Origin of the sequence: uncultured Flavobacterium sp., from assembly GCF_963974175.1 — a bacterium.
Classification (GTDB): domain Bacteria; phylum Bacteroidota; class Bacteroidia; order Flavobacteriales; family Flavobacteriaceae; genus Flavobacterium.
In genome coordinates this window covers 41,497-66,815 of sequence record NZ_CAXBBR010000014.1, presented here as the reverse complement: position 1 = coordinate 66,815, position 25,319 = coordinate 41,497, and the positions used below count along the sequence as shown (strand labels likewise).

At 34.4% G+C, this 25,319-nt stretch carries 19 protein-coding genes; 12 read left to right on the top strand and 7 right to left on the bottom strand.

Going from position 1 to position 25,319, the window contains the following annotated elements:
• The 10 genes from AAC069_RS16210 to AAC069_RS16165 all read left to right on the top strand — a co-directional run.
• Window positions 1-1,787: gliding motility-associated C-terminal domain-containing protein (locus AAC069_RS16210; RefSeq protein ID WP_339921483.1), on the top strand; the 1,787-nt coding region annotated here is incomplete at its 5' end.
• Between the two features lie 89 nt (window positions 1,788-1,876).
• The gene (locus tag AAC069_RS16205) at window positions 1,877-2,785 is read left to right on the top strand and encodes a type IX secretion system membrane protein PorP/SprF (protein ID WP_339921482.1); all 909 of its coding nucleotides are present in this window, start codon (window positions 1,877-1,879) and stop codon (window positions 2,783-2,785) included.
• 11 nt (window positions 2,786-2,796) lie between these two features.
• Complete coding sequence (locus tag AAC069_RS16200; RefSeq protein ID WP_339921481.1) at window positions 2,797-4,734, top strand: OmpA family protein; 1,938 nt, start codon at window positions 2,797-2,799, stop codon at window positions 4,732-4,734.
• 198 nt (window positions 4,735-4,932) lie between these two features.
• Entirely contained in the window at window positions 4,933-5,412 is a 480-nt protein-coding gene (locus AAC069_RS16195; RefSeq protein ID WP_339921480.1) for an OmpA family protein, read from the top strand.
• A 915-nt stretch (window positions 5,413-6,327) separates the two neighbouring features.
• Window positions 6,328-6,624, top strand: coding sequence for a hypothetical protein (locus AAC069_RS16190; RefSeq protein ID WP_339921479.1), 297 nt, complete (start codon window positions 6,328-6,330; stop codon window positions 6,622-6,624).
• Between the two features lie 11 nt (window positions 6,625-6,635).
• Complete coding sequence (locus AAC069_RS16185) at window positions 6,636-11,720, top strand: gliding motility-associated C-terminal domain-containing protein (RefSeq protein WP_339921478.1); 5,085 nt, start codon at window positions 6,636-6,638, stop codon at window positions 11,718-11,720.
• Window positions 11,721-11,779: 59 nt separating this feature from the next.
• Window positions 11,780-12,688, top strand: a complete 909-nt coding sequence (locus tag AAC069_RS16180; RefSeq protein WP_339921477.1) for a type IX secretion system membrane protein PorP/SprF — start codon at window positions 11,780-11,782, stop codon at window positions 12,686-12,688.
• Window positions 12,689-12,698: 10 nt separating this feature from the next.
• Window positions 12,699-13,091 (top strand): flagellar motor protein MotB, encoded by a 393-nt coding sequence (locus AAC069_RS16175; protein ID WP_339921476.1) that lies wholly within the window; start codon window positions 12,699-12,701, stop codon window positions 13,089-13,091.
• A 31-nt stretch (window positions 13,092-13,122) separates the two neighbouring features.
• Window positions 13,123-13,797, top strand: a complete 675-nt coding sequence (locus AAC069_RS16170; protein ID WP_339921475.1) for a hypothetical protein — start codon at window positions 13,123-13,125, stop codon at window positions 13,795-13,797.
• 54 nt (window positions 13,798-13,851) lie between these two features.
• Window positions 13,852-15,789, top strand: a complete 1,938-nt coding sequence (locus AAC069_RS16165) for an OmpA family protein (protein ID WP_339921474.1) — start codon at window positions 13,852-13,854, stop codon at window positions 15,787-15,789.
• A 62-nt stretch (window positions 15,790-15,851) separates the two neighbouring features.
• Here AAC069_RS16165 and AAC069_RS16160 read toward each other — a convergent pair whose 3' ends face one another.
• From AAC069_RS16160 to AAC069_RS16130, 7 genes are all read right to left on the bottom strand, one after another.
• Window positions 15,852-16,355, bottom strand: coding sequence for a CAP domain-containing protein (locus tag AAC069_RS16160; RefSeq protein ID WP_339920058.1), 504 nt, complete (start codon window positions 16,353-16,355; stop codon window positions 15,852-15,854).
• 505 nt (window positions 16,356-16,860) lie between these two features.
• Window positions 16,861-17,364, bottom strand: a complete 504-nt coding sequence (locus AAC069_RS16155; RefSeq protein WP_339921473.1) for a CAP domain-containing protein — start codon at window positions 17,362-17,364, stop codon at window positions 16,861-16,863.
• Between the two features lie 345 nt (window positions 17,365-17,709).
• Entirely contained in the window at window positions 17,710-18,363 is a 654-nt protein-coding gene (locus AAC069_RS16150; RefSeq protein WP_339921472.1) for a Yip1 family protein, read from the bottom strand.
• Between the two features lie 40 nt (window positions 18,364-18,403).
• Window positions 18,404-19,114: a DUF3307 domain-containing protein gene (locus AAC069_RS16145; protein ID WP_339921471.1), complete on the bottom strand. Its 711-nt coding sequence runs from the start codon at window positions 19,112-19,114 to the stop codon at window positions 18,404-18,406.
• A complete protein-coding gene (locus AAC069_RS16140) occupies window positions 19,108-19,713 on the bottom strand; it encodes a transcriptional regulator (protein ID WP_339921470.1) in 606 nt (201 codons plus the stop codon). The genes AAC069_RS16145 and AAC069_RS16140 overlap by 7 nt, the downstream gene beginning before the upstream one ends.
• Window positions 19,714-19,867: 154 nt before the next feature.
• Window positions 19,868-20,314 carry a YhcH/YjgK/YiaL family protein gene (locus AAC069_RS16135; RefSeq protein ID WP_339921468.1) on the bottom strand — a complete coding sequence of 149 codons (447 nt, stop codon included), beginning with the start codon at window positions 20,312-20,314 and terminating at the stop codon, window positions 19,868-19,870.
• 117 nt (window positions 20,315-20,431) lie between these two features.
• The gene (locus tag AAC069_RS16130; protein ID WP_339921467.1) at window positions 20,432-21,628 is read right to left on the bottom strand and encodes a hypothetical protein; all 1,197 of its coding nucleotides are present in this window, start codon (window positions 21,626-21,628) and stop codon (window positions 20,432-20,434) included.
• Window positions 21,629-21,822: 194 nt separating this feature from the next.
• Between AAC069_RS16130 and recG the strand changes: the two genes are divergently transcribed.
• Window positions 21,823-23,928, top strand: a complete 2,106-nt coding sequence (gene recG / locus AAC069_RS16125; RefSeq protein WP_339921466.1) for an ATP-dependent DNA helicase RecG — start codon at window positions 21,823-21,825, stop codon at window positions 23,926-23,928.
• A 305-nt stretch (window positions 23,929-24,233) separates the two neighbouring features.
• A complete protein-coding gene (locus AAC069_RS16120) occupies window positions 24,234-25,292 on the top strand; it encodes an efflux RND transporter periplasmic adaptor subunit (protein WP_339921465.1) in 1,059 nt (352 codons plus the stop codon).
• Window positions 25,293-25,319: the final 27 nt, after the last annotated feature.

The window sequence follows — 25,319 nt, the reverse complement described above, 5'->3', positions numbered from 1 at the left end:
CAACAACTAATGCAAGTGGATGTACAAGTTTACAAGGTTCAGGCGTTGCCGCTCCTAAAACAACTCCTACTGCTCCAGTAGTAAATGTTGTAAACAACTGTGATGGAACTTCTACGTTGTCAACAACAGCTACAGGAACTTTATTATGGAGTACTGGTGAATCAACTGCTTCAATAACTGTTCAAACAGCTGCAACTTATACCGTAACAACAACTAATGCAAGTGGATGTACAAGTTTACAAGGTTCAGGCGTTGCCGCTCCAACTAAAATAACTTTTACTGCTACTCCAACACAAATTAATTGTAATGGAGGAACAGGAAGTGTTACTCTTGCTTCAAGCGGAGGGACAGGAACATTAACCTATTCAGGATCTGCTACTGCTAGCTTAACTGCTGGAACATATAACTACACTGTAACTGATGCTAACGGATGTACTGCAACTGCAACTGCAACTCTGATAGATGGAGATGGTACACCTCCTATGATTAGTGAATTGCCTACTGCAACAACTATCAATTGCCCAGCATTGCCATCGTTTGTTACACCAACAGCAACCGACAGCGTTGACCCTAGTCCAAACCTAACTTCTGCTGATGTAACAACTAATGGTACATGTGCTGGTTCGTATTCTGTGACTAGAACTTGGACTGCAACAGATGCTTGTGGAAACGCAGCTACTGCCTCACAAACGATTAACGTTCAAGATATAACGGCTCCAGTAATTGCAGCTTTACCTGCTACTTCAACGATCAATTGTCCTGCTACTCCAATATTTGCTGTAGCAACGGCAACAGACGCTTGTGGTTCTGATTTCACGTTAACTTCTGCTGATGTAACTACTAATGGTACATGTGCTGGTTCGTATTCTGTTACTAGAACTTGGACAGCAACAGATGCTTGTGGAAACGCAGCTACTGCTTCACAAACGATTAACGTACAAGATATAACGGCTCCTACTACAACTACACAATTTGCAGCAGAAATCAACGTAAATTGTAGTGTAATACCAGTTAAACCTAATCTTGTTTTTGTTGATGAGTGTTCAACTATTGTTCCGACTGTTGTCTATACTGAGAATACAATTAACAATACTACTACCTCTTATTCTATTATAAGAAAATGGATTGTGAAGGATGCGTGTGGTAACACATCTGAGTTTATTCAAAAGGTGAACGTAGATGTTACTGCAACTAACATTGCGATAGCTGAAGTTAAGTCTTATAATATCGATGATGTTCCAGCACCAACTATCAACCTGTTTAGTTTGTTACCACAAGGTACACCAACAGGTGGAACATGGTTTAGCGAAAACTCTTCGGTAACATTAAACGGAGACATCGTCGATAACAGTTCAGTTTCAGCAGGAGATTATAAATTTACCTATACTATTAATGCAAATGCATGTCCAACAGTATACGCACTTACTATCAACATAGACGGAGGTCTTGTATTACCATGTGGTACTGTGACTGTTCACAATGCTTTCTCCCCTAATGGAGATGGAATTAATGAAATATTTACTATTGATAGTATAGATGATACGATTTGTTATCCAGAAAACACAGTTGAAATCTACAACCGATGGGGAGTTCTAGTTTTTGAAACTAAAGGATATAATAATAGCTCAAACGCTTTTAATGGTACCTCTCGTGGAAGAACCACTATAAGTCAATCATCCGGTTTGCCAACTGGTACGTACTTTTACATCTTGAATTATACTTCTGTTGATGGTACTGGTCAAATCCAGACCAATACGAAAGACGGATATCTATACCTAACAAAATAATGAAAAACCTTACCTTAGGGTTTTATAGCCCTAAGGTTTGCTTAAAATTTTATGAAAAGCCCTAATTTTCGAATGATAAAATATCTACTATGAAAACAAAACTATTTTCTTTCGTTTTGATGTTTACTGCTTTGGTAAGTTTTGCTCAACAGGACGCACAATTTACACAATACATGTACAACACAATAAATATCAATCCAGCTTATGCGGGATCAAGAGGAGCTCTGAGTGTCTTTGCATTACATCGTACTCAATGGGTAGGACTAGATGGTGCACCAGTTACTAATGCAGTATCTGTCAATACCCCTTTTAACAATAGTAGGTTAGGTCTTGGAGTATCTATTATCAATGATAAGATAGGTCCTACACATGAAAACACTATTTCTGCTGATTTATCTTATACGGTACCAACGTCTGAAAAAGTTAAACTATCTTTTGGAGTTAAAGCAACAGCCAATTTATTTGATTTAGATGTTACCCGATTAAATCCTGTGGATGACGATCCTAGTTTACATGACTATAATAATAAATTCTCGCCTAATATTGGGGCTGGGGTATATTTGCACTCAGACAAAGCATATGTAGGTTTATCAATACCGAATTTTATAGAGTCAAACCGCTATGATGATAATGAAGTTGCTATTTTTAAAGAAAAAATAAATTATTATTTGATCGCTGGTTATATACTTGATTTGAATAGTTCGATAAAGTTCAAACCTGCCCTATTAACTAAAATGGTAAAAGGAGCACCACTTCAAGTAGATGTGTCAGGAAACTTTATGTTTAACGATAAATTCGTACTTGGAGTTGCCTATCGATGGAGTGCTGCGGTTACTGCAATGGCTGGATTTCAAATTTCAGACGCGATGTATATTGGATATGGATATGATCTAGAAACTACCAATTTAAATAATTATAATTCTGGCTCGCATGAAATTTTCTTACGCTATGAATTATTTAAAAAGAATGATAAAATCACAACCCAACGATTCTTCTAAAAATTATTATTATGAAAAATAACATACTCTTTTACATAACTATAATAACTGTTTTTTCATTAAACATTTATTCGCAAAAAGCCAGAGTAGCCTCAGCTGATAAAAAATATGACAACTACGCTTTTGTAGATGCCATAAAAACCTATGAAAGAGTTGCAGAAAAAGGTTATAAATCGGCTGATATGTTCCAAAAGTTGGGAAATGCTTATTACTTCAACGGGAAACTCGAAAAAGCAGCACAATGGTATGGTGAATTATTTGCCATGACTACTGAGGTCGAACCAGCTTATTATTATCGCTATGCGCAATCTCTGCGTTCCATAGGCGAAAATGACAAAGCAGATCAGATTATGGAAAAGTTTGATCAAATTTCTGGAAATGACAGTAGAGGAGAACTTTTTGCAAAAAACGAAAACTACATGGATGCCATTAAGGCTAATTCCGGAAGGTATAAAATCGAAAATGCGGGAATTAACTCTCCCTATTCAGATTATGGAACTACTATGTATTCCGATAAGATGGTGTTTGCCTCAGCAAGAGATACTGGAAGTTTAGGACACAGAAAACATACATGGACTGGTCAGTCTTTCACAAAACTATATGTGTCTGATGTTGGAAATGAATTGAGTTTAGGAACTCCAGCTAAGTTTGATAAATCCATCAACTCTAAATTTAATGAGTCAACTCCAGTCTTTACTAAAGATGGAAAAACTATCTATTTCACAAGAAATAACTACCTCGACGGAAAAAAAGGCAAAGACGGAAATGACAACACCTTAGTAAAAATATACAAAGCTAATTTAGAGAATGACAAATGGGAGAATATTACTGAACTTCCATTCGACAGTGATAATTACAGTACAGCCCATCCTGTTTTAAGTCCTGATGAAAAAACAATGTATTTCGTGTCTGATATGCCTGGAACTATAGGCCTTTCTGATCTATTTAAAGTAAAAATAAACGAAGATGGAACTTTTGGTACTCCTATAAATCTTGGACGATCTATCAATACTGAAGGAAGAGAAACATTTCCATTTGTAAATGCAGACAACGAAATTTATTTTGCCTCTGATGGCCATCCGGGTTTAGGAGGGTTAGATATTTTTGTATCTAAAATAAAGACCGACGGAACTTTTGGAAAAGTTCAAAATGTTGGTATGGATGCCAACTCACCTAAAGATGATTTCGGATATTGGATTGATACCAAATCCAGAAGAGGTTTTTTCTCTTCAAATAGAGATGGCGGACAAGGTTATGATGACATTTATAAATTCCTGGAAACTAAAAAACTTCTTTGTGAACAAGAATTATCTGGAAAAGTGACAGACACAATCACTTCTGAAATTCTTGTAGGGGCTAAAATTAGTCTTTTTGACAATAAGTTCAATCCTATGGGAACAGTTAATACAGATGATAAAGGAATCTGTACTTGTACTATTGAATGCAGCAAAACGTATAATGTAAGAGCTGAAAAAGAAGATTATAAAACTAAAGAAGAAAGTGCAACTATTGCTGACGAAAACGGAAAAACAAATTTCGATATCGCCTTAGAAAAAGTACAATGTAAGGTTACTGTAGGAGATGATTTAGGTAAATGTTTTGGCATTAAAATGATTTACTTTGACTTCGATAAATCAAATATCCGACAAGAAGCAGCTTTAGATCTTGAAAAAATATTAGATGTTTTAAATCAATATCCAAAATTGAAACTAGATATTCGTTCGCATACAGACAGCCGTGGATCAAACAAATACAATGAGTCCTTGTCTGACAGAAGAGCACAATCTACCATAGGTTGGTTAATGAAAAACGGAGTGGATAAAAGCCGTTTAACAGCTAAAGGTTACGGAGAAAACCAACTCATAAATAAATGTGCTGATGGTGTTGAATGTACCGAAGAAGAGCATCAGCTAAACAGACGAAGTGAATTTATTATCATGGAGTTGTAGCGGAAAGACAAATAGTTTAAAGTAATAAATAGTAACCTCGGAAAGTTAATCTTTCCGAGGTTTTTTATTTTTAAATTACTGTCTTAATAGACACCTATATATGACTTTAATTAGGTAATAATTTAACAAGGTTATGATAATATTTATAAATTCCTGGAAACTAAAAAACTTCTTGGTGAACAGCAACTATATCGAAAAGTGACAGATTTAACCACTTCTGAGATTCTTCTAGGGGCAAAACTCAGTCTGTTTGACAATAAGTTCAATCCTATGGGAACAGTTAATACAGATGATAAAGGAATCTGTACTTGTACTATTGAATGCAGCAAAACGTATAATGTAAGAGCTGAAAAAGAAGATTATAAAACTAAAGAAGAAAGTGCAACTATTGCTGACGAAAACGGAAAAACAAATTTCGATATCGCCTTAGAAAAAGTACAATGTAAGGTTACTGTAGGAGATGATTTAGGTAAATGTTTTGGCATTAAAATGATTTACTTTGACTTCGATAAATCAAATATCCGACAAGAAGCAGCTTTAGATCTTGAAAAAATATTAGATGTTTTAAATCAATATCCAAAATTGAAACTAGATATTCGTTCGCATACAGACAGCCGTGGATCAAACAAATACAATGAGTCCTTATATGACAGAAGAGCACAATCTACCATAGGTTAACGGAGTGGATAAAAATCGTTTAACAACTAAAGGTTACAGAGAAAACGACCTCATAAATAAATGTGCAGATGGTGTTGAATGCACCGAAGAAGAGCATCAACTAAACAGACGAAGAAAATTTATTATCACGCAGTTGTAGCGGAAAGACAAAAAGTTTAAAATAATAAATAATAACCTCGGAAAGTTAATCTTTCCGAGGTTATTTATTTTTACATGACTACATTAATAGTCAGCTTTATGTTGTTTCAATTAGCCAATAACGTAACTAGGGCCAAGTAAACTTCTTGTTAATTAAATCATAATTACCTAAAAACCAGAGTATTATCCGACAAATTAAATCTTAAAGAAAGAACTTAATAACACCAAAACGTAAATAATACCCAATAAAAAATACACTTCAACGAGTTTTTAGGTTAGTTATAGAGGAAACAAAACACCATCAATAATTATCCTTAAATTTAACTATAATTAATAAATACTCTTTATATGAGCAATGTTCAAAAAAGAGAAAATTACAAATATTGAAAATTCTTTAAAATCGAAAAAAGAAAATTTTATATTTTATATCAGGATCTAAATACCACCGACCTTGAAGTTTTGAATAAATTAAAAAATGTATTTATTCAAAAATTGTTTAAAAACACGCTACTGTTGAAAATCATTTTAGTTTCGTGTTTTAACTAAAATAAGAAAGGGAAAATTCTCAACGACTGAGAAAAATCTTAACCCTAAAAAAAGTAATTATTTATTCCTGAAAAATCTAGCCAGCAAAATTGACTTTGCTTTGTAGAAAACATACTCTAACACCAAAAATAGCTTTCGTATAAAATTCAATTAATTCTTACATCTTTATTTTCTTCAAAAGCTAAAATGAAAACAACGGATTTTAAAGTAATAAATTAAAAAAGTAATATTATGAAATCGAAAATTACATTCTTAAAATTGGCTTCCCTCCTACTAACCGATAATAAATTTTCTGGATTCGATATTCCAAAGCCTTGGACGGATTTAGTTCGAACAGTGGCATTCCTTTCTCAAGAAATAGTAGCTGCATATCCCTTTTTTGACTCTTTAAGAACTATTGCCATAAATATGGATTCTCTACCTGTAAAGCTGGAGAAGCTAACAATAGTTGCTCGCCCCTCAATCTATATCACTACTAACAGAGGTGAATTTCACTATTTAAAATCACCTCACTTTCTAACGATTTAAAACAAGTCAATATGAAATCAACTTTTACACATTCGACAAAATTACTTGTATTCATTATAATAAGTCTATTTAGTTTAACTAACTATACTTTTAGTCAAACATTCCCAGACGCAAGTTCTTGTACCTCTAAGGATTTAGAATTGGTTGGAGCTGTTCTATCGGGAGGGGATTTATGTAATTCTTGCCCAACAGATACTAAAATAACAAGATCATTGACAGTATCCATTAATAACACAACTGGATCTACAAGAACTGCTTTTGCTTTTTGGGGAACATTAGAAGAATATAGTGGTAGTGATGGATCATTAGTGTCCTCTGTACCAATTACTTCTTGTTTTGGTCCGTTACCTGGTAATGCAATAACATACCTAGTTGCAAACAATATCACTTATACTTGTGGAAATATATTAAAAATAATTAATTTAAGATTGGCTTGGACTGATGCCTCTCCAAATAGCAACTGTCCAATTGATCCTGCCACAATTAATCCAAAATGCGGTACGTTGCCATCAATAGCAATTAATGCAGGTGTAAATGGAGAGTTTGCACTCACAGTGTCAGAATGCGGTTCCGCCACCGGAGCCATTGATTTAACTCCAACAGGAGGTACTGCTCCTTACACCTACCTATGGACGACAACAGATGGTTCTAACCTAAACGGTCAAAACACGAATCAAGACCTTACTGCTTTACTGCCTGGTACCTATAATGTAAAGATTACGGACGCTAATAAATGTGTGACAAATAAATTCAGAACAATAACGACAACTACGCCTCCAACATTAACAGTCGTAAACCCCGCTGCAGTATGTTCTCCTTCAACGGTAGATATTACTACCAATACCGTTCAAACTACAAATACGGGAACAACTACTAAATATTATACTACTTTGGCTTTAGCCAATGCAGGTGGAGCGTCAGATGTAACAACACCAGCGGCTGTTGCAACAACTGGCACCTATTATATCAGAAGTGAATTTGCTAATGGATGCTTTACTGTAAAATCAGTACTGGTGACGGTAAACCCATTGCCAACATTAACAGTGGTAAACCCCGCTGCAGTATGTTCTCCTTCAACGGTAGATATTACCAGCAATACCGTTCAAACTACAAATAATGGAACAACTACTAAATATTATACTACTTTAGCTTTAGCCAATGCAGGTGCAGCATCAGATGTAACAACACCAGCGGCTGTTGCAACAACTGGCACCTATTATATCAGAAGTGAATTTGCTAATGGATGCTTTACTGTAAAATCAGTACTGGTGACGGTAAATAAATGCTTAATTTCGATAGTGAAAGAATCTAAATTAAATAATACTGCAACCTGCACAAGTGTGGGAGATACTATTACTTATACTTTTACTGTAACTAATCCAGGTACTACACCAATAACGAATATTACAATTACCGACCCTTTATTAACGGCACCAAATCCTGTCGTTCCAATATTGTTAGCAAGTGGAGATACTAATGGTGATATGAGTTTAGATGTAAATGAAACTTGGATATATACAGCAACTTATGCAATAACGCAAAATGATATTAATACAGGAAATGTTACTAACCAAGCAACCGTAAACGCCTTAGTTTTAGGAGGAGATCCTGTTACAGGTTCATCAGGTACAATAACAAGATTATGTCAAAACCCTAAAATTGCAGTTGTAAAAAGCAGTGATATTGTAGTTGGAGAAAACGGATGTGCCAACCTAGTTGTAGGCAGTATTGTAACGTATACCTTCAACGTGACTAATCCGGGTAATGTAAGTTTACATAATGTATCTGTTGAAGATCTTCATCCTGGTTTATCTGCTATTGCTCTTCAAAGTGGTGGTGATGCCAATACTAACAGCATACTAGAGCCTAGTGAAACTTGGACTTATACCGCAACGTACACAGTAACTCAAGCTGATATCGATGCTGGAAAAATAACCAATCAAGCTTCGGTTGATGGCTTTGCTCCTGACGAAACAAAAGTATCTGACTTATCTGGTAACGGGGCAACTACTAATGAGGAAAATATGATACCTATTTGCTCTACACCGAAAATTGCCATTGTAAAAACCAATGACATTCAAATTGGAGAAAACGGATGTGCCAACCTAGTCGTAGGTAGCATCGTAACATATACATTCACCGTAACTAATCCGGGTAATGTAAGTTTACATAATGTAATGGTTGCTGACCCTCATGTAGGCTTATCTGCTATTGCTCTTCAAAGTGGTGGTGATGCCAATACTAACAATATTTTAGAGGTTACTGAAACTTGGACTTATACTGCAACTTACACAGTAACTCAAGCTGATATCGATACAGGGAAAATAACCAATCAAGCTTCGGTTGATGGTTTTGCTCCTGATGAAACGAAAGTGACTGACTTATCTGGTAATGGATCTACTACTAATGAAGAAAATATAATACCTATTTGTACTACACCGAAAATTGCTATTGTAAAAACCAATGACATTCAAATTGGAGAAAACGGATGTGCCGACCTAGTCGTAGGTAGCATCGTAACATATACATTCACCGTAACTAATCCGGGTAATGTAAGTTTACATAATGTAATGGTTGCTGACCCTCATGTAGGCTTATCTGCTATTGCTCTTCAAAGTGGTGGTGATGCCAATACTAACAATATTTTAGAGGTTACTGAAACTTGGACTTATACTGCAACTTACACAGTAACTCAAGCTGATATCGATACAGGGAAAATAACCAATCAAGCTTCGGTTGATGGTTTTGCTCCTGATGAAACGAAAGTGACTGACTTATCTGGTAATGGATCTACTACTAATGAAGAAAATATAATACCTATTTGTACTACACCTAAAATTGCCATTGTAAAAACCAATGACATTCAAATTGGAGAAAACGGATGTGCCAACCTAGTCGTAGGTAGCATCGTAACATATACATTCACCGTAACTAATCCGGGTAATGTAAGTTTACATAATGTAATGGTTGCTGACCCTCATGTAGGCTTATCTGCTATTGCTCTTCAAAGTGGTGGTGATGCCAATACTAACAATATTTTAGAGGTTACTGAAACTTGGACTTATACTGCAACTTACACAGTAACTCAAGCTGATATCGATACAGGGAAAATAACCAATCAAGCTTCGGTTGATGGTTTTGCTCCTGATGAAACGAAAGTGACTGACTTATCTGGTAATGGATCTACTACTAATGAAGAAAATATAATACCTATTTGTACTACACCGAAAATTGCCATTGTAAAAACCAATGACATTCAAATTGGAGAAGACGGATGTGCCAACCTAGTCGTAGGTAGTATTGTGACCTATACATTCACCGTAACTAATCCGGGTAATGTAAGTTTACATAATGTAATGGTTACTGACCCTCATGTAGGCTTGTCTGCTGTTGCTCTTCTAAGTGGTGGTGATGCGAATACTAACAATATATTAGAGGTTACTGAAACTTGGATTTATACTGCAACTTACACAGTAACTCAAGCTGATATTGATGCGGGAAAAATAACCAACCAAGCTTCTGTTGATGGTTTTGCTCCTGATGAAACGAAAGTGACTGACTTATCCGGTGATGGAGCAAATACTAATGAAGAAAATGTAATACCAATTTGTTCTACACCTAAAATTGCCATTGTGAAAACCAATGACATTGTAGTTGGAGAAAACGGCTGTGTAACTCTAGCCTTAGGTGATATCATTACTTATACCTTCACCGTGACTAACCCTGGTAATGTGAGCTTACATAATGTAGCCGTTCAAGATCTTCATCCTGGTTTATCCTCTATTGCTCTTATTAGTGGTGATGCCAACACTAATAACATATTAGAGGTTACTGAAACTTGGATTTATAGAGCGACATACGCGGTAACTCAAGCTGATATAGATGCTGGAAAAATAACCAATCAAGCTTCCGTTGATGGCTTTGCTCCTGACGAAACAAAAGTATCTGACTTATCTGGTAGTTCTGAAACTAACAATGATGCAGATGTACTGGTTATATGTACGACACCATCTATTACTATAACTAAAGACGGAATGTTCAATGATTCAACATCACCTAAAGGCATAACAAATCCGGGGGATACAATCACTTATACTTTTGTTATAAAAAACACAGGTAATGTAACCCTTACTAATGTAACTATTACTGATCCATTACCTGGAATAGTAATCACTGGAGGGCCTTTAACATCACTAGCTGCCGGTGCTTCTAATAGTACTACTTTTATCGGTACTTATACAATCACACAAGCGGATATTAATGCGGGTGTTGTTTACAATCTAGCAACAGTTAGTGGTACTCAACCTTCTGGAACGGTTGTGACCGCCACTTCAACTGACCCTACGCTATGTACTATTTGTCCGCCTAAACCAGACTGTACAGGTCCTGATTGTGCAAACTACACCGTGACGCCGTTACCAAATCTAAAAGTTACTAAAACGGCCACTGTTACTACTCGAGGTAATATTGATGAAGTATATAGCTTTGTTGGAGATGTGATTAATTACAACATACGAGTTGAAAACACAGGCTACATGACGATTCTTAACATTGTTGTAAAAGATCCTTTGACAGGACTTAATAATACGATTGCAACATTGGCTCCCGGAGAATACAAAGATTTTAGTGAAAGTCACACCGTAACTACAGCAGACTTAAAAGCAGATTCAGTGCTTAATATAGCCACAGCAGATGGATTGACGCCAACGGGTTCTCCAATCCATGCCGAAGATTCGCTAACTGTTGAAAAAGCTTCTGTATTAGGTTGTGAAAGTATTCTCGTCCATAATGCCTTCTCTCCAAATGGAGATGGAATTAATGAAATGTTTGTCATTGATGGCCTTGAGGATACTATATGTTACCCTGAAAATACAGTTGAAATCTATAATCGTTGGGGAGTATTAGTTTTTGAAACTCAAAACTATAATAATCAAACTAATGCTTTTGATGGATACTCAAGAGGTAGAACCACAATTGATAAATCATCTGGCTTACCAACAGGAACCTATTTCTATATTTTGAAATACACTTCCGTTGATCTAAATGGTAATATTCAAGCAAATCAAAAAGACGGGTATTTATACCTTACAAAATAAATATAACTTAACATAATTCCTGAGGCTTAGCACCCCTCAGGTATAAAAAAGGAAACCAAATGAAGACAAGAATAATATTATTCGCTTTGCTGTTTACTGGAGTTGTAAGTTATGGCCAACAAGACGCTCAATTTACACAATACATGTATAACACAATAAATATTAATCCAGCTTATGCTGGATCAAGAGGAGCTTTGAGTATTTTTGCGTTGCATCGAACCCAATGGGTTGGGTTAGACGGTGCGCCAGTTACAAATGCAGTATCTGTAAATACCCCTTTTAACAACAGTAGGTTAGGTCTTGGTGTGTCTGTTATTAATGATAAGATAGGTCCAACGCATGAAAATACCATTTCTGCCGATCTATCCTACACTATCCCAACCTCTGAAAAAGTTAAACTATCTTTTGGTATTAAAGCAACAGCCAACTTATTTGATTTGGATGTAACCCGGCTAAACCCTGTAGATGATGACCCTAGTTTGCATGACTATAATAATAAGTTCTCCCCTAATATTGGGGCAGGGGTTTATTTGCATTCGGATAAAGCTTATGTTGGATTATCAATACCGAATTTTATAGAAACAAACCGATACGATGACAACGAAGTAGCTATTTTTAAAGAAAAAATAAATTACTATTTGATAGCTGGTTATATACTTGATTTGAATAACTCCATAAAATTCAAACCTGCTTTATTAACTAAAATGGTAAAAGGAGCACCACTCCAAGTAGATGTGTCAGGAAACTTTATGTTTAATGAAAAATTCGTGGTTGGAATAGCTTACAGATGGAGCGCTGCTGTAACTGCCATGGTAGGCTTTCAAGTATCAGAAGCCCTATATTTGGGTTATGGATATGATTTGGAAACCACTAATTTAGACAACTACAACTCTGGCTCACATGAAATTTTCTTACGCTACGAATTATTTAGAAACAATAATAAGATGACTACTCAACGATTTTTTTAAAATAATTATTATGAGGAAAAAATTAATTTTTTGCACAACAATAAGCCTTGTTTCATTTAAGATTCATTCACAAAATGAAAAGGTTTACATAACCGACAAAATAAATGCTAAATATGCATACATAGATGCTACACAAACATATGAAAGAGTGGCTGCAAAAGGCTACAAATCTGTAGATCTATTTCAAAAATTGGGAAACTCCTATTATTCAAATTCTAGGTTAGACAAAGCGGCCAAATGGTATGGAGAATTATTTGCCATAACTTCTGATTTAGACCCGGAATATTACTCCCGCTATGCTAAGTGTTTGATATTTATCGAAAAAAATGAGCAAGCAAATGAAGTCCTATATAGATTAAAGCAAAAAATAGCATTAGAAGAACTCATAAAACTGAAAAAATAATAATGAAGTAAAATCTCAAAAAATTATTATCATGAAAGGCTGCCAATTATATTTAATTTTAATATGCTTTTTTTCTTACAGTAGTTTTTCACAAAAAGTGAAATTAAATGAATCTGCAAAGAAAATGGAAGGTATAAAAATTAATGCTGATAAACATTCAGAAATCGAAGCCCATACTATAAATGCAGCCAGTTCCTACCATGTGGTTGAAAAAATAAATATGACTTTTGGTGGTTATACTACGACCTATACAGTATCAGATCTAAGTCAAGTTAACACCAATGATTTGGGGCCAAACAATACGAGAGTTGTTACCCCTCACTTTTCAGAAGATAAACATCTCACAGATAACCAAATCGAAAAGCTTACTGACTCAATAAAACAAGCCTTTATCCCTATTGATCCAATTGTAAAGAAAGATTTAAAAACAAATACGGACTTTGTTTATGTTAATCCTTTACAAACTTATGAAAGAGTAGCAGAAAAAGGATATAAATCTATAGACATGTTTAAAAAATTAGGGAATGCCTATTTCTTCAATGAAAAACTAAAGGAAGCTGCTAGGTGGTATGGAGAATTATTTGCCATGACAACAGATCTAGAACCAGTCTATTATTATCGTTATGCCCAATCGCTTAGATTCACTGGTGAAAAAGAAAAAGGTGATGAAATGATGGCTATATTCGATGAAATGTTAGAAAAATAATACAGATAAAAAAAAATAAAATTACAACCAACGATTCTTCTAAAAACAATTATTATGAAAAATAACATACTCTTTTACATAACTATAATAAGTGTTTTTTCATTAAACATTTATTCCCAAAAAGCCAGAGTAGCCGCTGCTGATAAAAAATATGACAACTATGCTTTTGTAGATGCCATAAAAACCTATGAAAGAGTCGCAGAGAAAGGCTATAAATCCGCTGATATGTTCCAAAAACTGGGAAATGCCTATTACTTTAATGGGGAACTTGAAAAAGCAGCACAGTGGTATGGAGAATTATTTGCAATGACTACTGAGGTCGAACCAGCTTACTATTATCGCTATGCACAATCTCTTCGTTCTATTGACGAAAATGACAAAGCGGATCAGATTATGGAAAAGTTTGATAAAATGTCTGGAAACGACAGTAGAGGAGAGCTTTTTGCAAAAAACGAAAACTATATGGACGCCATTAAGGCTAATTCTGGAAGGTATAAAGTAGAAAATGCGGGGATTAATTCTCCCTATTCAGATTATGGAACTACTATTTATAACAATAAAATCGTATTTGCCTCTGCAAGAGATACTGGAAGCTTAGGTCATAGAAAACATACTTGGACCGGACAATTCTTTACAAAATTATATGTGGCAGATGTTGGAGAAGAAATGAGTTTGGGAAGCCCTGCCAAGTTTGAAAAGTCAATAAACTCTAAGTTTAACGAATCAACTCCAGTCTTTACTAAAGATGGAAAAACTATCTACTTCACGAGAAATAACTATCTCGACGGTAAAAAAGGAAAAGACGGAAATGACAACACCTTAGTAAAAATATACAAAGCTAGTTTAGAAAATGAAAAATGGGTAAATATTACTGAACTTCCATTCGACAGTGATAATTACAGTACGGCCCATCCTGTTTTAAGTCCTGATGAAAAAACAATGTATTTCGTTTCTGATATGCCGGGAACTATAGGACTTTCTGATCTATTTAAAATACAAATAAATGAGGACGGAACTTTTGGTAACCCTGTAAATTTAGGTCGCCCAATCAATACTGAAGGAAGAGAAACATTCCCATTTGTAAATGCCGACAATGAAATTTATTTTGCTTCTGACGGCCATCCGGGTCTAGGAGGACTAGATATTTTTGTGTCTAAAATTAATGCAGACGGTACTTTTGGAAAGGTTCAAAATGTTGGTATGGATGCCAACTCTCCTAAAGATGATTTCGGATATTGGATTGATACCAAGTCCAGAAGAGGGTTTTTCTCATCAAACAGAAGCGGCGGACAAGGTTATGATGATATTTATAAATTCCTAGAAACTAAAAAACTCCTTTGTGAACAGGAACTATTTGGAAAAGTGACAGACACAATCACTTCTGAAATTCTTGTTGGGGCTAAAATCAGTTTGTTTGACAAAAGATTCAATCCAATGGGAACTGTAAAAACAGATGATAAAGGAGTTTATACTTTTACTGTTGAATGCGGAAAAACATATAATGTAAGAGCTGAAAAAGAAGATTATACAACCAAAGAAGAAAGTGTAACTATTGCCGACGAAAATGGAAAAACAAATTTCGATATCGCATTAAAAAAAGCGCAATGTAAAGTTACTGTAGGCGATGATTTAGGTAAATGCTTTGGTATTAAAATGATCTACTTTGATTTTGACAAATCAAATATTCGACAAGAGGCAGCTATAGATCTGGAAAAAATATTAGATGTTCTGAATCAATATCCAAAAATGAAACTTGATATCCGTTCCCATACAGACAGTCGTGGCTCATACAAATATAACGAAGCGTTATCAGATAGAAGAGCTAAGTCAACCATTAACTGGTTAATTACAAACGGAGTGAATAAAAATAGATTAGTAGGGAAAGGCTACGGTGAAAATCAACTTGTAAACAAATGTTCTGACGGCGTAGAATGTACTGAAGAAGAACACCAACTCAACAGACGTAGTGAGTTTCTTATAACGGAGTTATAAAAAAATAGCCAGAATGTCAATCTCAATTGACATTCTGGTTATCTAAAACTAAACAAACATATTTATATTTTTGCGAAAATGTTGGTGTAATATTTTTTACCTGTTACAGGATTTTCTCTTATTGAAATTCCAAAGTGAGTAAAATTACCAACTATATTTTCTTTGTGACCTGGGCTATTCAACCAAGCATTGATGGCTGCTTGAGGAGTATTATAATTATAAGCTATATTCTCTCCTACTGTTTTAGCTCCTAGTGCTTTTATTATATTTTCAGAACGATCTACAAAACCATCGTGATTTACCACATTATTAGAGATCATATAATTATCGTGTCCTTCTGATTTAACAGAGATAAAATTAATTGGTTCTAATGCGCTAAGACCAACACTTACTCTATAGTCATTGATCAGTTTCATTGTTTCTAATTCGCTAGCAGTATACGTATAGTTTACAACAACTTGTGATTTTGCTTCTACTGTAGATGCTTCAGAAGCATCTGAAGAACATGAATTTAAAGTAAAAATAACTGCTGTTAAAAGTATTGCTTTAAGTAAATTTCTTTTCATAATTCAGTAGTTTAAGTTTAAAGTAGATTGTGGGGCAAACTTCTTTAATGTTGTATTTAGTATGTGTTCTAATTCTTTTCAAACATACATACAATTCCGTTAAACAGACTAAAATAATCGACAAAATACACGTTTTAATTTAAAATATAGTATTTAACTTACTTTTATGACAATTAAAAGTTAAAAGTATACAACCTTAAAAGGAATTGCTTTTAAAATGGAACCCACGAATTAAATTTAAATGAAGAAGATAATTTTTCAATCTATAAATTAAATTCGATGAGATAGTGTTTACCACATCTAATTTAAAGTAACATTATATGTAGCGCTTTGATATTGTAGAAGCTCTTAGTATTTCTGCGTATACTTAGTAAATACCAGCATAACAGCTGCTGCAATAAATATTAAAAGCTGATATTTAAATAAATAGTCTCTTACTTTGTTAAAACAAAAAAAGAGGCTGCGACTTGGGGAAGACAACCTCTAATTTAAAAAAATAATCGAATTATATTTTTGCAAAAATGTTAGTGTAATATTTTTTACCTGTTACAGGATTTTCTCTTATTGCAATTCCAAAATGAGTAAAATTACCAACTATATTTTCTTTGTGACCTGGGCTATTCAACCAAGCATTGATGGCTGCTTGAGGAGTATTATAATTATAAGCTATATTCTCTCCTACTGTTTTAGCTCCTAGTGCTTTTATTATATTTTCAGAACGATCTACAAAACCATCGTGATTTACCACATTATTAGAGATCATATAATTATCGTGTCCTTCTGATTTAACAGAGATAAAATTAATTGGTTCTAATGCGCTAAGACCAACACTTACTCTATAGTCATTGATCAGTTTCATTGTTTCTAATTCGCTAGCAGTATACGTATAGTTTACAACAACTTGTGATTTTGCTTCTACTGTAGATGCTTCAGAAGCATCTGAAGAACATGAATTTAAAGTAAAAATAACTGCTGTTAAAAGTATTGCTTTAAGTAAATTTCTTTTCATAATTCAGTAGTTTAAGTTTAAAGTAGATTGTGGGGCAAACTTCTTTAATGTTGTATTTAGTATGTGTTCTAATTCTTTTCAAACATACATACAATTCCGTTAAACAGACTAAAATAATCGATAAACTACACGTTTTAATTTATAACATAATATTTAACTTACTTTTACGACAATTAAAAGTTAAAAATATAGAACCTTAAAAGGATTTGATTTCAAAATGAAAGCAACGAATTAAATAAAATAGTATCGTTCTGTTTTTTGAACAAAAATAAGAAACCGAAGTCAGAAGACTTCGGCTCGCTAGTTTACTTAAAATTCAAGCATTTTATAGAAGGATAATCACTTTTAATTGAAAAGTTGAAACGGTAAAAATAAAATCAACATCAAAAATATTACTAAAATTACGGGTAAAATAAGATTTAAAATAGATTTACTAATAGATAGTTTCTGCACTTCTGATATTCCAATCACACATAATACTACTGACCAAATCCCGAAAATAATCTCGATAAAAGTAAAGCTATAATAAATAATACTATCAACTAATCCTGAGCTATAAAAACCATTTTCAGATTTAAATATATCGTTACCATAAATTGCTATATGAGGAATAAGTATAATTAAACTTAGGATTGAAGGAAACAATGCATAAGCTAGAATTCTTAATATGGATTCCGTATTCCCTTTTCCATTCATCCACTTACCAGACCAACTTATTAATGCTGCATAAATATAATAGCTAATCCACCCAAAAAGTCCTCCAGCAATTACACCTATTGCAATTATAGCCCAAATAGAATAATTATCTCCCATGTTTTTACTAGAAGCTCTATCGAAAGATCGAACTATTCCAGCAAGAAATAATAGTATATATAAATGCTTTTCATATTTGTAGTCATTAATAAATCTAAAAGCTTCTCTTGGAGCTAAAATTATTTTCTTAAAGAGATCTTTTTCCGAAATAGTCTTTCTATCAGGTCCCTTATCAAAATCATTCATACTTTATAATTTTATTAGTTGTAACGTTTCTCTGTTTAGGTTACGTAAAATATTTATAAACCATAGCGCACAAAATGCCCAGCCCAAAACTCAATAAAGTTCCTATCAAGATGTATTCAGTAAGCTTGACATCCTTAGATTCTTTAAGATCTCCAAACCTAAAAATGGATTTTGCTGCCAATAAAAATCCGATACCTTCCCAAAAATTAATCACTACGAAAAAGAAAATAAATAGTCGTTCTAGAATCCCAATATATTTTCCAGCATTATTTGTATCGTCATTATTATTTTTACTGATTTGATCACTCCATTTAGATAACATCATTTTCAACACGATCGCACTCACATAAGTTACGGTAACAATTGCTGTTAGTAATGCGAGGCTTTTAGTCGAATACACTGCTTCAAAATCGATTTTAAAAGGATAATAGTACCGTACTACGGCGGCAATTACGGCTAAGTGCAATAACTGGTCTGTGAAGAACCAGATTTTCACCGTTTTCTTTTTTTCGAAATATAATTTGGCACAATCAATGACAAAATGACTGCCAACAATCACAATTAGCGCCAACAAGTATTCGGTATTAAATTTTGTGATCAATAGCAAGAGTATAAAATGCACTAACAGATGAAGATACAGGTATTTTGATTTGATTTTATATTTTCTCTTATCCTTGACCCAAGCAGCGGGCTGCAATAAAAAGTCGCCGATTAAATGAGCTAAAACAAGCATTAAAGATAGTTCTACCATTGTTTCTTAATTTCTTGTTTATAATACTCAATCACATTTTTTAACTCCTCATACCCTGCTCTATTTAGAGAAGCACTAATCGAACTTTGGCTTTTTCTGTTTAAAGCGAGAGCCAGTTCCTTTTGATTAATACCTGGGTTTTCTAAAGCTTTTTTTATAATTTCGGCGGAGGTAGTCGTCCAATTATCTGCAAACAAAACCACTAATTGAAAGATAATCCTAAAGGTTTCGTTGAACCCAGACCAAGGCGTTTGTATTCCCAATGTCTGTTTTTTTAACCCTTCAAAAGATTCTCCTGAATTTACAAAAGCAGTACCATTCGATTCCGTTACCTTGTTAGCAGTATAATCGACAGTACCTACTCCTATTGCCAGACGAACATCGAGCGTTTTGTGTTGTTTGATAGCGGCCTTGATTAACAAGGCAATTTCGAGTGCATCAACAGGATTGATTATTAGCTGAAAACTGTCGCCCCTATAGATTTCCCAGTCCTTAGGTTCGTTTCCATAGTCCTTCAAAATATCCTTTAAATCCCCCATCCATAATGCCGAAGCAACTTTTCTGGAGTTAATAATATCACCTGTGATAACTGCCTTCATATCCTAAAATTTTAAGCAAGATAATAAAAATATCGTTAAATATGACGATATATTAAATTATCGTTAAATTAAGCGATAGCAAACATAATCGGTTAAAGAGACGATTATATCTAAATACTAAGTTTAATAGTCCTGCAAAAAATTACTTAACACATTAAATCAGTACTTTCACAACCACTTTTTTAACTCTTGAACTTTCGCCTGCTTGTATGCAGGGCATATGTAAATCATCAGGAAAAAATATAGTAAACATCCCCTCCTCTACCCTCACGAAGGAAGTTATTCCCTCATAGAACGTATAATCTTTGTCTAAATCGCTGCTAATTGCTTTCTGATCTTTCTTGATTACAACTCCCATCAATTCGGTTCCCTGAACTATATATTGAATGTCGATATATTTAGTATGACCTTCTAGTACACAATCTTTTATTTCTTTTGTATCATAGTCCTGAACAATAGCAAAAACAGCCTTATTTTCAATTTCATAAGTCCCAGGTTCTATTTGGACTAAATCTGTATTTATAATAAATTCAAATCCTTTTGCTAATCTTTCTGTCAAATTTGCATAAAGGGTATAGTTTTCAATTTTATCGATAACCATTTTTCTCTATTTAATTACTAAAACAACTTTCAAAAATAGGTAAATTGTTCCCATATTTCTTTTAAAAAATTACCGTTTTAACTGATGCTAAAACTATTTCATAAGAAATTGTATTTTCTATTTAATTTGTTTTTGATAATCTAAAATAGTTTCATAATTTCTATTTTTTATAATTATTCGATGCATTCCCTTATGTAAAATCATATTTGCAACTTGCTCTTTATTTTCTATTTCGATGACATCAGCAGGTATCCCTTCATTTTCAAATTCATTAATCCGATAGGCTAAAGCCAATACAGGGAATTCAGTAATAGAATCTTTTTTAATGGTATATACTTTTCTTCTTCCTTCTAAAGTTAACCAACTTGGCCTTCCATTTTCATAAAGCGTAACAGGATGAATAACCCTGCAATCAGCTCTAGCACTACTGGCAGGCCCATTAAACGCTTCGCCCTTTGCATTGACCATAATTACACTTGTTTTAGCATTAGCGAGTTTTATGTATGAATTATTCCAAGCTGCGTTTCCTCTCTCTGAACAAATAATCTGATCAATTGTAAATGGATTAACTCCGGTCATTTCAGTTACTCTTGCGGCCATAGCTTTCTCCCAACTTTTAATACCTGGAGTTCCTTCATTTAGATGATCATAACCACAATGTATCAAAAACTTAGCTTTAGGATTTTCCTTCATCATTTTAGCAATATTTTGGGCTTGCTCCATTTCTCTGTCTTTCGCAGTCTTCCCTTTTACATATTTATATTCATAGTTGAACAAGGTAAAACCAAGATCTAAGGCTTCTTTTAATAAATTTGCATATTGTGATTCTTGAATATAAATGCTTCCTCCATCCATAATAGGAAACTTTCTCTTATTTATCAACGTATCATCTAGGGCTTCAACACCTAGAAAACGATAGCCATTTTTATACAACCCTTTTAATAATGAAGTGGTAAAAACTCTATGGTTAGCATTATTATGTGCTTCATTAATAATTACAAGACGTTCTTTTTTAGCACGGTTAATAATGTAATCTTTAGCATCTTTAGGTTTGAATTGCATAAAATTCAAACTGTCTTTTTTTGAAAGTTCAGGAACACTTCCTCCCTGTTTATCCCACATTTCTAATGCTTTTTTATAATCACCAATAGTAGCGAGATTGGTTGCCGCTAGTTGATACTTCCATGGTACAGTATCTATTTCAACTTTTGCATTGATATCTTCAATAAATTTGTATGGTTCTTTATTTTTTCGAGCATACATTAAAGCGGTAACGCAAAAAAACAGAACAGAAATACCTGATAATTTAGCCATTGTGATTAAGGTTTAAATATAATGCATTAAATATACACTTTTTTCTTACACGACTTTAATCCACTCTCATTTTCTAAATTCCAAACAAAAAACTATCTTCGTCTTTTAAAAAGAAGAAAGCAATTAGAAGATAGAGTAAAGAGTTCTGAGGTCTATAATTCTATTCTATTTATTCTATTTTCTAAAAAATCCAAATGAACAACCTCCTACTTACTCCTATCGAATACCTAAAAGGCGTTGGTCCAAATCGGGGCGAATTGCTGCGCAAGGAATTAGGGATTCATAAGTATAAGGATTTAATCAATTTATACCCAAACCGCTATATTGACCGAACGCGTTATTACAAAATCAACGAGTTGCAAAACAATGTGGCCGAAGTACAAATTATTGGTAAAATCATAAATATCAAAACTGTCGAATTTGCCAAAGGCAGGAAGCGCCTCGTCGCTACTTTTGTAGATGATACTGGACAAATGGAATTGGTGTGGTTTCAGGGACAAAAATGGATTAGGGAATCGTTGAAGCTAAACGAAATTAGCGTGATTTTCGGGAAATGCACTTCGTTTAACGGCGCCTACAATATGGCCCATCCCGAAATTGAAGCGATGAGCGAGCACGAACAAAGTTTGCGTTCTGCGATGCAGCCAGTCTATCCTTCGACCGAAACCCTGACAAATCGAGGAATCTCAAACCGGGTGATCAATAAATTAATGCAACAGCTTTTTATGGAAACTCAAGCGTTGTTTACTGAAACCCTGCCGGATTATCTAATGCAGGAATTACAACTGATTCCTAAAAAAGCAGCTTTATTCAACATTCATTTTCCCAAAAGCGCAGAAGCTTTGGCGAAAGCTCAATTCCGATTAAAATTTGAAGAATTATTCTTTATCCAGTTACAATTAATCACCAAAAATCTGGTTCAAAAACACAAAATAAAGGGACATCCTTTTTCTATTGTAGGTGATAACTTCAATGATTTCTACCAAAACCATCTGCCTTTTGAGCTCACCGGAGCACAAAAAAGGGTGATCAGAGAAATCAGAACAGACATGGGAACCAATGCCCAAATGAATCGTTTATTGCAGGGCGATGTAGGTTCTGGAAAAACGATTGTGGCTTTTATGAGCATGCTGCTGGCACTCGACAATGGCTTTCAGGCGTGCTTGATGGCGCCAACAGAAATACTAGCAAATCAGCACTTTATAGGGTTATCAGAATTGGCTGAAAAGCTGAATCTGAATATAAAACTACTCACAGGATCGAGTAAAACTGCTGCTAGAAGAATCATTCACGAAGAACTAGAAAACGGAAGTTTACAAATATTGATTGGTACACATGCATTATTAGAAGACAAAGTGAAATTTCAAAATTTAGGCTTGGCTGTAATTGATGAGCAACACCGTTTTGGGGTAGAGCAGCGTTCTAAATTATGGAAGAAAAACGAAATTCCGCCACATATTTTGGTAATGACCGCCACTCCTATTCCGAGAACGCTGGCGATGAGTTTGTATGGCGATCTGGATATTTCAGTTATTGACGAATTGCCTCCGGGACGAAAACCCATTCAAACCGTGCATCGCTTTGACAGCAATCGCTTAAAAGTTTGGAAATTTATTCGAGATGAAATTGGTTTAGGCCGACAAATATATATTGTCTATCCGCTAATACAAGAATCGGAGAAAATGGATTTCAAAGACTTAATGGATGGTTATGAAAGCATTTCCCGTGATTTCCCTTTGCCTGATTATTCCATTTCTATTTTGCACGGAAAGATGAAACCAGCCGATAAAGATGCTGAAATGAAACGCTTTTCTGATGGGAAAACTAACATTATGGTTGCTACAACTGTTATTGAAGTTGGGGTAAATGTTCCTAATGCTTCGGTAATGATTATCGAAAGTGCGGAACGTTTTGGGCTTTCACAACTACACCAGTTGCGCGGTCGTGTGGGTCGTGGTGCTGACCAGAGCTATTGCATCCTGATGACCAGCCACAAATTAAGCTCTGACAGCAAAACACGAATGGAAACTATGGTAAGTACCAATGACGGTTTTGAAATTGCCGAAGTCGATTTAAAACTCCGCGGTCCAGGAAACCTTATGGGAACGCAGCAAAGTGGCGTTTTAAACCTTCAAATTGCCGACATTGTTCGGGACAGAGATATTTTGGCTTTAGCCAGAGAAAAAGCCATAAAAATCCTAACTGATGATGCCCCTTTGCAAAAACCAGAACACGCTACTTTAAGAAGTGTTTACATTGAGTTGACTAAAAAGAAAAACATCTGGAATTACATCAGTTGATATTTTTTCATGAAATTTAGTTTTTTTTTAACATCGCATTAAACCTTTGGCTTTTTTTGACGTCTAATTCAGAGACAATAGGTCTCTGAATTAGAAATTTCTCTCGGCTTTACGTTTTATTATTTAAAAGAAACTCCCTAATCGTCATTAACTGAAGGATTAGGCTTTTTTATATACTATTTTAGAAATAGTTGTATGTACAAGTGTTAAATTAAAACAAACCTATTATGTATTCCAATTGTAAAACTTAAATTTGTTTTTTTAACAAAAAAAATTGAAACCTAATCCTACTTTACTACATAACCATGAAAATAAAATACTTAGTTTACGGCTTACTCATTGTTGGTTTTGGTGCTTTCATCAGCTACCGAATTATCGAAAATAAAGGAGATTCAAAACTAGACAATAGCAAATCAGGAAAACCAAAAGCGATGCGTTTATCTGGAATTGTAGTACAGCCGGAAACTTTTGATAATAATCTGTCCCTTTCGGGTTCTATTGAAGCCAATGAGCAAGTAGAAATCCGCTCTGAGGTTTCAGGTATTGTAGAAAGCATCAATTTTCAAGAAGGAAGCAATGTTAGTAAAGGACAATTACTTTTTAAAGTTAACGACAGAGAGTTAAGAGCCCAGTTGAGTCAAGCAAATACTAAAGAAAGCTTAGCATCCGAAAATGAAAGAAGAGCCAAGCTTTTATTGCAAAAAGAAGCCATCAGCCAGGAAGAATATGATGTCGCCAGAGCCGAATACGCTTCAATGAAGGCACAAAGCCAATTGATTAAGGCACAAATAGCCAAAACAGCAGTTAGAGCACCATTCTCTGGAAGAATTGGATTGCGTTCTATTTCAGTGGGAACCTATATTACTCCCGCTATTTTAGTAGCTAACTTGGTTAATATTGGAAAGTTAAAAATCACTTTTTCAATACCTGAAAAATATGCAAATCAAATAAAAAACAATACGATACTAAGTTTTAAAGTGAGTGGATCTACTGAAAAATATACCGCTACCATCTATGCCATCGAACCTTCGGTTGAAGTTTCAACGAGAACCCTACAAGTTCGTGCCATTGCCGAGAATAAAGATGGAAAGTTATTACCTGGTACTTTTGCAGATGTTGAGTTGCCACTTGCTGTCATTAAAGATGCGATTGTGGTTCCCACACAAGCCGTAATTCCAGTGCAAAACGGAAAAAAAGTATTTATTTCTGATTTTGGCAAAGCCAAGGAAGTTATGGTTGAAACTGCTACAAGAACAGATGCTTCTCTCTTGATTTTGTCTGGGTTAAAAGCAGGTGATACCGTAATTACAAGTGGTGTTATGTCTTTAAAAAATGAAACTCCCGTAAAAGTAATCATCAAATAATTTAAAGTTATTCGGAATAAGTATACT